This is a genomic window from Curtobacterium poinsettiae (genome assembly GCF_025677645.1).
GTDB classification, from domain to species: domain Bacteria; phylum Actinomycetota; class Actinomycetes; order Actinomycetales; family Microbacteriaceae; genus Curtobacterium; species Curtobacterium poinsettiae_A.
In genome coordinates this window covers 2,654,604-2,665,838 of the sequence record NZ_CP106879.1, presented here as the reverse complement: position 1 = coordinate 2,665,838, position 11,235 = coordinate 2,654,604, and the positions used below count along the sequence as shown (strand labels likewise).

Sequence of the window (11,235 nt, the reverse complement as noted above, 5' to 3'; positions counted from 1 at the left end):
CGACTCGGCGCGTTCTGCTCACTCGACGAGGGCACCAGCGACCAGAAGCGCGACCGGACCCGGAGGGGAGGACCTCAACGGGGGGCAGTCGCCGCAGGCGACATCGGCCGGTACCGACTCCGCGGAGCGGAGACGTCACCTTGGCCGGCGACTTCCAGTGCCCCCAGGAGGATTCGAACCTCCGCCCCTGCCTCCGGAGGGCAGTGCTCTATCCCCTGAGCTATGGGGGCCAAGGGGTGTCAACAACCGTAGCAGGTCCGGCGGGTGGTGCCGGACAGCGCGTGTCGCGGTGTGGACGCGGCGTCGGACGGTCAGGAGGCACGGTGCGGGCCCGCCGCGGGCCTCCCGCCCGCACGGTGCGTCCGTCGCGAGCCGGTGCGAGGTTCCGTGTCCCGTGCGGCGCTGCAAACGCGCACCACGCACGCAACCTCGCACCAGTCGGCGGCCCCGACACCGTGCGCGGCCGCCGCACCGCGTCAGCCCCCGGGCGTGGCCGTCGCCGACGCGGACGGCTGCAGCGCGGCGCGCACCGCGTCGACGACGGGCTGCGCGCCGCCCGGTTCGGTGAACAGCGTCGACTGTGCGGTGATCCAGTACGGATCGGCGAAGGCGTCCGCGCGGCCGACGTCGCCGCTCAGGGCGAAGTAGCCCTCCACGCGGTAGGTGGGGACGGACCCGCCCCGCTCGTACAGGGCGTCCTTCAGGTTGGTGAGCGACTTCTCAGGCAGGTCGGCGACCGCGAGCGTGATCGCCGTGGCGTCCGGGTCGGTGCTGACGAACCGGCAGACGCGGCCCTGCTGCTTCGCGATGGCCGCGGCGGGGGAGCCCTTCGCCGGGGTGAAGGCGTCGTCGAGCTCGAAGGTCTTCCCGTACACCGACAGCGCGCTCGACGGCAGGAGCTCCGCGCAGGTCTGCGACACCGGCTTGCCCGCCGGGGTCGCAGTGGCCGACGGGGTGCCGTCTCCGCCGCCCGAGCACCCGGCGAGCACGACGGCTGCTGCGGTGGTGAGGGTGGCGACGGTGAGCGCCCGGGCACGGCTGCGGGGGGTCATCCCGACATGATGCTGCATCGACCGGTGCGGACCTGGGCGTCCCGGTAGGATCGGTCCTCGTGACTCCAGCCGAACTCTCCGCCGCGTACCTGTCGATCCTGACCGGGATCGTCGAGCGCCGAGGCGCGTCCGAGACCGTGACGATCGAGGAGTCCCACGTGGTGCTCGAGCGTCCGAAGAACCGCGCCCACGGCGACTGGGCCTCGAACGCGGCCATGCAGCTCGCGAAGCGGCTCGGCACGAACCCGCGCGAGCTCGCGACCGAGATCGCCGGGGAGCTGACCGAGCTCGACGGTGTGGACTCCGTCGACGTCGCCGGTCCCGGCTTCATCAACATCACGCTCGAGGCGGCCGCCGCCGGCGAGATCGCGCGCACCATCGTGGACGGCGGCGAGTCCTTCGGTACCGGCGACCTGTACGACGGCGTCCGGATCAACCTGGAGTTCGTCTCCGCCAACCCCACCGGCCCGATCCACATGGGCGGCGTCCGCTGGGCCGCGGTCGGCGACAGCCTGGCCCGCGTGTTCCAGGCGCAGGGCGGGCTCGTCACCCGCGAGTACTACTTCAACGACCACGGTGCGCAGATCGACCGCTTCGCCCGCTCCCTCGTGGCCAGCGCCCTCGGTGAGCCCACGCCCGAGGACGGCTACGGCGGCGCCTACATTGCCGAGATCGCGGCGCGGGTCATCGCGACCCTCGAGCCGGGCATCGACGTCCGTGACCTGCCGCGCGACGAGGCGCAGGAGCTCTTCCGTCGCGAGGGCGTCGACTTCATGTTCGCGGACATCAAGTCGTCGCTGCACGACTTCGGCGTCGACTTCGACGTCTACTTCCACGAGAACGCCCTGCACGAGTCGAAGGCCGTCGAGCGTGCCATCGCCCGGCTGCGGTCGGCCGGCGTGATGTACGAGGCCGAGGGTGCCGAGTGGCTCCGCACGACCGACTTCGGCGACGACCGCGACCGCGTCGTCATCAAGTCGGACGGCGAGCCCGCGTACATCGCCGGCGACCTGGCGTACTACCTCGACAAGCGCGAGCGCGGGTTCGAGCGGAACCTGATCATGCTCGGTGCCGACCACCACGGCTACGTCGGCCGCATGATGGCGATGTGCGCCGCGTTCGGGGACGAGCCGGGCAAGAACCTCGAGATCCTGATCGGGCAGATGGTGAACCTGCTCAAGGACGGCGAACCGATGCGCATGTCGAAGCGCAACGGCACCATCGTCACGATGGAGGACCTCGTCGACGCCGTCGGTGTCGACGCCGGCCGGTACGCCCTGGTCCGCTTCGCCAGCGACACCGCGATCGACATCGACCTCGACCTGCTCACGAAGCGCACGAACGACAATCCCGTCTTCTACGTGCAGTACGCCCACGCCCGCACGCAGTCGGTGGCCCGGAACGCCGCGGCCGCCGGGGTCGACCGGTCTGTGTTCGACGCCTCGCTGCTGACCCACGAGTCCGAGAGCGCGCTCCTCGGAGCCCTCGCCGAGTACCCGCGGGTGGTCCGGCACGCCGCCGAACTGCGCGAGCCGCACCGCATCGCGCGGTACATCGAACAGCTCGCCGGCCTGTACCACCGCTGGTACGACTCCTGCCGTGTCACGCCCCTCGGCGACGAGCCCGTGACCGACCTGCACCGCACGCGCCTGTGGCTGAACGACGCCACCGGCCAGGTCGTCCGGAACGGCCTCGGCCTGCTCGGCGTGTCGGCTCCGTCCCGCATGTAGCGGTCGCGCTTCCCGCAGAACACCGGTGTTCGCGCACCGAACACCCGCATCCCGGGGTGTCGAGCGCGAACACCGGCGTTCTGCAGGCCCGGCCGCAGGCCGGGCCGCAGCTGCGCCGCAGACCGGACTGGCAGGGTGGGACGCATGCCCGCAGCCACCGAACGCCCCACCACGCGCCGCCGCTGGCCCGTCGTCCTGCTCGTGGTCGTCGTCGTGCTCGCAGCCCTCGTCGTGATCGCCGAGCTCGTGCTGCGCGGCGTCGTCGACCGGATCATCGCCCAGCAGGTCGAGCAGTCGCTGCCGGACGGCACGACCGGCGAGGTCGACGCCCACGCCGAGGGCATCGTCATCCCGCAGCTGATCAGCGGCACGCTCGACCGCGTCGAGATCTCCTCGGCGAAGCTCACCGTCGACGGCATCCCGCTCGCCGCCGACGTCACCGCGCAGGACGTCCCGGTGGACGGCAAGGGCGATGTCCGCGACGTCGACGGCACGGTCACCCTGGCGTCGTCGAGCGTCAAGGACCTGGCGAAGTACAGCCCGCTGTTCGACCGGCTGAACCTGGTCGACGGCGGCGTCGAACTGACGGGGTCGTCGTCGGTGCTCGGCTACGACATCACCTACGCGGCGAAGGGTGCCGTCGTCGCGCAGGACGACGGCCGCGGCATCACGATCACCCCGGAGAGCGTCCGGATCACGAACTCCGACCTCGGCCTCAAGGTCGACTCGATCCCGGGCGTCACCGGCGTCCCAATGCAGGTCTGCACCGCGCAGTTCCTGCCCGAGCCGCTGCGGGTGCGCTCGCTCGACGTGTCGAAGTCCGACGCGACGGTCCGGATCACCGCGGACGCGCTGCCGCTCAACGAGGACGGCCTGCGGACCGTGGGCAGCTGCGGCTGAGCGGACGGGTGCGTAACGCGGCCCGGGAGGCACGGCTCGCGTCGGTAGGATCGGGTCCCGTGAGCGAGAACCCCCTTGCACCGCCGCGGCTGCGGTTCCCGACGGACGCCTCCGAACTGGTGGACCGCATCTGGCCCGCGTCCGCGACGCGGACCGACGACGGCACCCTGGCGATCGGCGGCATCAGCGCGACGGACCTGGTCGCGCAGTTCGGCACGCCCCTGTACGTCGTCGACGAGCGTGACGTCCAGTCCCGCGCCGTCCGTGTGCGGAACGCGTTCGCCGACGCGTTCGAGCGCATCGGCAGCCATGCGCACGTCTACTACGCCGGCAAGGCCTTCCTGACGACGCAGGTCGTCGCGTGGATGGCCGAGGCCGACCTGCGCGTCGACGTCTGCACCGCCGGTGAGCTCGCGGTCGCCCTGGCCGGCGGCATCGACCCCGGTCGGCTCGGCTTCCACGGCAACGACAAGTCCGACGCCGAGATCGCCCGCGCGGTCGAGGTCGGCATCGGCACGATCGTGCTCGACAGTCACGAAGAGGTGCGGCGCGTCGCCCGTGCCGCCGCCGACGCCGGGGTCGTGCAGCGGGTGCGCATCCGGATCAACACCGGGGTGCACGCGTCCACCCACGAGTACCTGGCGACCGCTCGCGAGGACCAGAAGTTCGGCATCCCGCTGTCCGAAGCCGTCGAGGCCGCGGCAGCCGTCCGGGCCGAGCCGTCGCTCGCCTTCGTCGGGCTGCACTCGCACATCGGTTCGCAGATCTTCGACGACGCCGGCTTCCGCGAGGCCGCACGCCGACTGATGGACGTGCACGCGACGCTCGTGGCGTCCGGTCCGGTGCCCGAGCTGAACCTCGGCGGCGGCTGGGGCATCGACTACACCGAGGCCGACTCCGCCTTCGCCCCGGAGGACGTCGCCGACGCACTGGCCACGATCATCGGCGAGGCCTGCGCCGAGCGCGGCATCCCGGTGCCGGACATCGCCGTCGAGCCGGGCCGCTACATCATCGGCCCGCCAGGGGTGACGCTCTACCGCGTCGGTACGATCAAGCCGGTCACGCTCGAGACCGACGACGGCGGCAGTGCGACCCGCACGTACGTCTCCGTCGACGGCGGGATGAGCGACAACATCCGTCCCGCCCTGTACGGCGCCGACTACACGGCCCGGCTCGCCCGCACCTCCGATGCCCCGGCGGTGCTGAGCCGAGTCGTCGGCAAGCACTGTGAGAGCGGTGACGTCGTGGTGGACGACGAGTACCTGCCCGGCGACGTGCGGCGGGGCGACCTGCTGGCCGTCGCGGCCACCGGTGCGTACTGCTGGGCGCTGTCGAGCAACTACAACCACGTGGGCCGTCCGCCGGTCGTCGCCGTCGCGGACGGCACAGCCCGTATCCTCGTGCGGGGCGAGACGATCGACGACCTGCTCGCCCGTGATACCGGGGTCGCCGCCGTGCCCGCCGACGGCACCGGCCGCTGACCCCCGACCCGACCGGGTCCGCCCACCCCGCAGGGCGCACCCCCACCGACAGGAACCGCTACCAGATGATCGAATACCGCAACGTCCGTGTCGCGCTGCTCGGGGCCGGCTCGGTCGGTTCCCAGGTCGCGCGGCTGCTCCTCGAGCACGGCGACGAGCTGGCCTCGCGCGCCGGTGCGGGGCTGGAGCTCGTCGGGATCGCCGTGCGCGACGTGGACGCGCAGCGCGACGTCGACCTGCCGGCGGAGCTCTTCACCACGGACGCGGCATCGCTCATCCTCGGTGCGGACATCGTCGTCGAGCTGATCGGCGGCATCGAGCCGGCGCGCACCCTCGTGCTCCAGGCCCTGCAGTCCGGCGCGGACGTCGTCACCGGCAACAAGGCGCTGCTCGCGACCCACGGCCCGGAACTCTTCGCCGCGGCCGAGCAGGTCGGCGCGCAGCTCTACTACGAGGCCGCCGTGGCGGGGGCGATCCCGATCATCCGGCCGCTGCACGACTCGCTCGCCGGTGACCGCATCGTCCGGATCATGGGTATCGTCAACGGCACCACGAACTTCATCCTCGACCTGATGGACCGCAAGGGCTCCACGTTCGAGGACGCCCTGGCCACCGCGACGGAGCTCGGGTACGCCGAGGCCGACCCGACCGCCGACGTCGAGGGCTACGACGCCGCGCAGAAGGCAGCGATCCTGGCCTCGCTGGCGTTCCACACCTCGGTGCCGCTCGCCGCCGTGCACCGCGAGGGCATCACGCACGTCACGATCGACCAGGTCCGCGCCGCCCGCAAGGCCGGCTACGTCGTGAAGATCCTGGCGACCGCCGAGCGTCTGACCGACGAGGACGGCCGCGAGGGCGTCAGCGCCCGCGTCTACCCGGCCCTCGTCCCCGAGTCGCACCCGCTCGCGAGCGTGCACGGTGCGAAGAACGCCGTGTTCGTCGAGGCCGAGGCCGCCGGCGACCTGATGTTCTACGGCGCGGGTGCCGGCGGTGTCGAGACGGCCTCGGCGGTCCTCGGCGACCTGGTCTCCGCTGCCCGCCGACACGTCATCGGCGGCCCGGGGGTCGCCGAGTCGACGCAGTCCGAGCTGCCGGTGTTCCCGATCGGCACCGTCCGCACGAGCTACCAGATCACCCTGCACGTCACGGACGCCCCCGGCGTGCTGTCGACCGTCGCCGGCGTGCTCGCGAAGCACGGCGTCAGCGTCGAGACGGTCGAGCAGACCACCACCGGCGCTGCCGAGGGGACCGCGACGCTCGTCATCGGCACCCACCTGGCGCGCGAGGCCGACCTCGCCGACACCGTCGTCGCCCTCCGCGGCGAGGACGTCGTCCTGGACGTCACCAGCGTCCTGCGCGTCGTCGGTCGCTGACGCGACCACGGGCCTCCAGGCCGACCAGCGGGCCCACCGAGCCGAACCACCACCAGATCCACCCCACCGGACAGAGAGAGAAGCCTGATGGCCCACCAGTGGCAGGGAGTCCTGCGCGAGTACGCCGACCGACTCGACGTGACCGAGGCGACGCCCATCGTCACGCTCGGTGAGGGCGGCACGCCGCTCATCCCGGCTCGTCGGCTCTCCGAGCGCACCGGCGCCGAGGTCTACGTGAAGTTCGAGGGCATGAACCCGACGGGTTCGTTCAAGGACCGCGGCATGACGATGGCGATCTCCAAGGCCGTCGAGCACGGCGCGAAGGCCGTCATCTGCGCCTCCACCGGCAACACCAGCGCCTCGGCCGCGGCGTACGCCACGCACGCCGGCATCACCGCCGCGGTGCTCGTGCCGGAGGGCAAGATCGCCATGGGCAAGCTCAGCCAGGCCGTCGCCCACGACGCCCAGCTGCTGCAGGTGCAGGGCAACTTCGACGACTGCCTCGACATCGCCCGCGACCTGGCGGCGAACTACCCGGTGCACCTCGTCAACTCCGTCAACAACGACCGCATCGAGGGGCAGAAGACCGCCGCGTTCGAGGTCGTCGACGTCCTCGGTGACGCACCGGACTTCCACTTCCTGCCCGTCGGCAACGCGGGTAACTACACCGCGTACTCGCGTGGCTACCGCGAGGACGTCGCCGCCGGCCGCAGCACCAAGCTGCCCCGCATGTTCGGGTTCCAGGCCGCCGGTTCCGCCCCGATCGTGCACGGCGAGGTCGTCCGGCACCCCGACACCATCGCGTCGGCGATCCGCATCGGCAACCCGGCCTCGTGGCAGTTCGCGCTCGAGGCACGAGAGGAGACCGACGGCTACTTCGGGGCCATCACCGACGAGGCCATCCTCGCCGCGCACCGCATCCTGTCGGCCGAGGTCGGCGTCTTCGTCGAGCCCGCGTCCGCCATCGGTGTCGCCGGGCTGCTCGAGCGTGCCGACGCGGGTGTCGTGCCGAAGGGCGCGAAGGTCGTCATCACGGTCACGGGCCACGGCCTGAAGGACCCGCAGTGGGCCCTCCGCACGTCGGACGGCGGCGAGGTCACCCCGACGAGCGTCCCGGTCGACACGAAGTCGATCGCCGACGTGCTCGGTCTGGTCAGCGAGCAGTGATCTCCGACCGCTCGTCCGGACCGGGTGAGGGCATGACCGCCCGCAGTGCTGTACCGGCCGGACGGGCGGTCCGTGCGCTGCCGGCCGGATCAGCGGTGCGCGTCCGGGTGCCGGCGACGTCGGCGAACCTCGGCCCCGGTTTCGACTCGCTCGGCCTCGCGCTCTCGCTCTACGACGAGGTCGTGGTGCGCGTCCGCCGCGAACCCGGCGCGACCGTCACGGTCGAGGGCGTCGGTGCCGGTGAGGTCGCCACCGACGACACGAACCTCGTCGTCCGCGCGGTCCGCCGTGGCCTGGAGCACGCCGGTGTCGACCAGCCCGGTCTCGAGCTGCACGCCACGAACGCGATCCCGCACGGCCGCGGTCTCGGTTCCTCCGCCGCGGCGATCGTCGCCGGGCTGATGGCGGCCCGTGGGCTGCTCGAGGGCATCGTCGACCTGGACGCCTCGACGCTCCTGACCCTGGCCACCGAGATGGAGGGCCACCCGGACAACGTCGCACCGGCGCTCTTCGGCGGCCTGACGATCGCGTGGATGACCGCCGAAGGCCCGGCCTACAAGCGGCTCCTGGTGCACCGCGGTGTCGCCCCGGTGGTGTTCGTGCCGACCTCGACGCTCTCGACCAAGCTCGCGCGCTCCCTGCAGCCCGAGCAGGTCCCGCACGCCGACGCCGCGTTCAACGTCTCCCGCTCGGCGCTGCTCGTCGCGGCGCTCATCCAGAGCCCCGAGCTGCTGCTCGCCGCGACCGAGGACCGGCTGCACCAGGCGTACCGCGCCAGCGCCATGCCCGAGACCGACGCCCTGATCCGGTTGCTCCGGCAACACGGCCTCGCCGCGGTGGTCTCCGGTGCCGGGCCGAGCCTGCTCGTCCTCGGCAGTGACCCGGCACAGCGTCTGACCGCCGCCGAACTGGTGCACCGACACGCCGAATCCGACTGGCGGCCGCTCATGCTGGCCGTCGATCTCGGTGGTGCTACAGTGGCAGCGCACTCGGCGCTCGAAGCCGAACCCGCGTAACCGTACGGATCGCTCGTCCTCAGGACAGCTCCTGCGACGTCGCAGGGTCCGGTGCGCGAGTGTGCATCTCTTTCTGATCACCGAATCCCGATCCGTCGTCTGAACGGCGGTCGATGCTCACCCTGCGCATCCGGGACGGTGGAAACTCTCCGCGTTCTGCGGTTCGAAAGGAAACACCGACCTTGACCGACAACAACTCCGCCCAGGTGGAGATCCCCAGCGACCTGCGTGCCCTCCGTCTCCCGGAGCTCCAGCGCATCGCATCCTCGCTCGGCATCACCGGGCTCTCCAAGCTCCGCAAGGGCGACCTGATCGCCTCCATCGAGGACAAGCGTCCCGTCGACGAGACCCCGGCCGCCCCGGCCGCCACCGTCGTCGCCGAGACCCCCGCCGAGCCGGCCGCAACCGAGCAGCCGACCCTGCCGGAGCCCGCCGAGGCCCTCGCGCAGCCCGCCGCCGAGGCCCCCGTCGCCGACCCCGAGGCCCCCGTCGCCGACCCCGAGGCACCCGCCGAGTCGGCAGCCCCGAGCCGCGCCCGTCGTTCGCGCCGCGCGTCGTCCGGTGGCACCGTGAACGCCGCGCCGACCTCGGCCGCCGAGCACACCAACCACGGCCAGACCGGCACCGAGGACCTCCTCGCCGGGCTCGACCAGGTCCGCGCCGAGAAGGACGCCCAGGAAGCCGCGCAGTCCGGCTCGCAGCGCCGTGGCCGTGGCCAGCGGAACGCCGAGCAGCGTGGCACCGAGCAACGTGGCACCGACCAGGGGCAGCAGGCGTCGGCACCTGCCGAGGCCGAGCAGCCGAGCCAGGCGGCCCAGCAGGGCCAGCAGGCTCCGACGTCCGCCGTCCGGGTCGATCAGGACCGGAACGAGTCCGGCGACCAGAACGAGCAGGGCGACCAGAACTCCGAGCAGGGCGAGGGCGGCTCGCGTCGCGGTCGTCGCAGCCGTGGTCGCGGTCGTGGCCGTGGGCAGAACGCCGAGAACGGCGAGCAGCAGAACGGCACCGACCAGCAGAACGGCGGCCAGAACGCCGGCCAGCAGAAGCAGAACGGCGCCGACCAGCAGAACCAGCCGAAGCAGAACGGCGGCGAGCAGCAGAACGGCCAGCAGAACGGCGGCCAGAAGCAGAACGACCAGCCGAAGCAGGCCGAGGCCAAGCAGGACGACAAGGCCGACCAGAAGCAGCAGCAGAACGCCGGTCAGCAGAAGCAGCAGACCAGCGGTCAGCAGAAGCAGCAGCAGCAACAGCACGCCGACGAGGCCGAGAGCGGCCGCAGCCGTCGCCAGCGCGACCGCAAGCGCGGCCGTGGCGGCCAGAACGACGACTTCGAGCCCGAGGTCACCGAGGACGACGTCCTGATCCCGATCGCGGGCATCCTCGACGTCCTCGACAACTACGCGTTCGTCCGCACCACCGGGTACCTGCCGGGCCCGAGCGACGTCTACGTCTCCCTCGGCCAGGTGAAGAAGTACCACCTGCGCAAGGGCGACGCCGTCGTCGGTTCGATCAAGCAGCCGCGTGACGGCGAGCAGCAGAGCCGCCAGAAGTACAACGCGCTCGTCGCCGTCGAGTCGATCAACGGCCAGTCCGCCGACGAGGCCGCGGCCCGCGTCGACTTCAACGACCTCACCCCGCTGTACCCGAACGAGCGCCTGCGCCTCGAGACGGAGCCGGGCAAGCTGTCGACCCGCATCATCGACCTCGTGTCGCCGATCGGCAAGGGCCAGCGCGGTCTCATCGTGTCCCCGCCGAAGGCCGGCAAGACCGTCGTGCTGCAGGCCATCGCGAACGCCGTCGCCAAGAACAACCCCGAGGCGCACCTGATGGTCGTCCTCGTCGACGAGCGGCCCGAAGAGGTCACCGACATGCAGCGCACGGTGAAGGGCGAGGTCATCGCCTCGACCTTCGACCGTCCCGCCGAGGACCACACCACCGTCGCCGAGCTCGCCATCGAGCGTGCGAAGCGCCTGGTGGAGCTGGGCCACGACGTCGTGCTGCTGCTCGACTCGATCACCCGCCTGGGCCGCGCGTACAACCTGTCGACCCCGCCGTCGGGCCGTGTGCTCTCCGGGGGCGTCGACTCGGCGGCGCTGTACCCGCCGAAGCGCTTCTTCGGCGCCGCGCGCAACATCGAGGACGGCGGCTCGCTGACGATCCTCGCGACCGCGCTCGTCGAGACCGGCTCCAAGATGGACGAGGTCATCTTCGAGGAGTTCAAGGGCACCGGCAACATGGAGCTCCGCCTGAACCGTCACCTCGCCGACAAGCGCATCTTCCCCGCCGTCGACGTGAACGCCTCGGGTACCCGTCGCGAGGAGCAGCTGCTCTCCGCCGACGAGGTCAAGATCACCTGGCGTCTGCGCCGCGCCCTCGCCGGGCTCGACCCGCAGCAGGCCCTCGAGATCGTGCTGCGGAACCTCAAGGAGACGCAGTCGAACGTCGAGTTCCTGGTGCAGGTGCAGAAGTCGGTGCCCACGACCGGCGCCCACCACAACGGTCACCAGGAGTAACGC

At 71.7% G+C, this 11,235-nt stretch carries 8 protein-coding genes and 1 tRNA gene; 7 read left to right on the top strand and 2 right to left on the bottom strand.

Annotation, left to right across the window (positions count from 1 at the left end; genetic code table 11):
- Positions 1 to 158 precede the first annotated feature (158 nt).
- Positions 159 to 230, bottom strand: a tRNA-Arg gene (locus OE229_RS12745).
- A gap of 246 nt (positions 231 to 476) precedes the next feature.
- The gene (locus OE229_RS12740; protein ID WP_262138301.1) at positions 477 to 1,052 is read right to left on the bottom strand and encodes a hypothetical protein; all 576 of its coding nucleotides are present in this window, start codon (positions 1,050 to 1,052) and stop codon (positions 477 to 479) included.
- Between the two features lie 59 nt (positions 1,053 to 1,111).
- On the opposite strand from OE229_RS12740, the gene argS reads away from it, so the two are divergent.
- From argS to rho, 7 genes are all read left to right on the top strand, one after another.
- The gene (argS, locus tag OE229_RS12735) at positions 1,112 to 2,782 is read left to right on the top strand and encodes an arginine--tRNA ligase (RefSeq protein WP_056068838.1); all 1,671 of its coding nucleotides are present in this window, start codon (positions 1,112 to 1,114) and stop codon (positions 2,780 to 2,782) included.
- Positions 2,783 to 2,926: 144 nt separating this feature from the next.
- Complete coding sequence (locus OE229_RS12730) at positions 2,927 to 3,682, top strand: DUF2993 domain-containing protein (RefSeq protein ID WP_262138299.1); 756 nt, start codon at positions 2,927 to 2,929, stop codon at positions 3,680 to 3,682.
- Between the two features lie 59 nt (positions 3,683 to 3,741).
- Positions 3,742 to 5,163 carry a diaminopimelate decarboxylase gene (gene lysA / locus OE229_RS12725; RefSeq protein ID WP_262138297.1) on the top strand — a complete coding sequence of 474 codons (1,422 nt, stop codon included), beginning with the start codon at positions 3,742 to 3,744 and terminating at the stop codon, positions 5,161 to 5,163.
- A 65-nt stretch (positions 5,164 to 5,228) separates the two neighbouring features.
- Positions 5,229 to 6,536: a homoserine dehydrogenase gene (locus OE229_RS12720; RefSeq protein WP_027465790.1), complete on the top strand. Its 1,308-nt coding sequence runs from the start codon at positions 5,229 to 5,231 to the stop codon at positions 6,534 to 6,536.
- 87 nt (positions 6,537 to 6,623) lie between these two features.
- The gene (gene thrC / locus OE229_RS12715) at positions 6,624 to 7,703 is read left to right on the top strand and encodes a threonine synthase (protein ID WP_182065782.1); all 1,080 of its coding nucleotides are present in this window, start codon (positions 6,624 to 6,626) and stop codon (positions 7,701 to 7,703) included.
- A gap of 32 nt (positions 7,704 to 7,735) precedes the next feature.
- Positions 7,736 to 8,719, top strand: coding sequence for a homoserine kinase (gene thrB / locus OE229_RS12710; protein ID WP_262138296.1), 984 nt, complete (start codon positions 7,736 to 7,738; stop codon positions 8,717 to 8,719).
- 182 nt (positions 8,720 to 8,901) lie between these two features.
- Positions 8,902 to 11,232 carry a transcription termination factor Rho gene (rho, locus tag OE229_RS12705; RefSeq protein ID WP_262138294.1) on the top strand — a complete coding sequence of 777 codons (2,331 nt, stop codon included), beginning with the start codon at positions 8,902 to 8,904 and terminating at the stop codon, positions 11,230 to 11,232.
- Positions 11,233 to 11,235: the final 3 nt, after the last annotated feature.

Coding starts and splice junctions, on each gene's coding strand:
- OE229_RS12740 (WP_262138301.1), bottom strand. CDS start 1,052: ATGACCCCCCGCAGCCGTGCCCGGGCGCTCACCGTCGCCACCCTCACC.
- OE229_RS12730 (WP_262138299.1), top strand. CDS start 2,927: ATGCCCGCAGCCACCGAACGCCCCACCACGCGCCGCCGCTGGCCCGTC.
- OE229_RS12720 (WP_027465790.1), top strand. CDS start 5,229: ATGATCGAATACCGCAACGTCCGTGTCGCGCTGCTCGGGGCCGGCTCG.
- thrC (WP_182065782.1), top strand. CDS start 6,624: ATGGCCCACCAGTGGCAGGGAGTCCTGCGCGAGTACGCCGACCGACTC.
- thrB (WP_262138296.1), top strand. CDS start 7,736: ATGACCGCCCGCAGTGCTGTACCGGCCGGACGGGCGGTCCGTGCGCTG.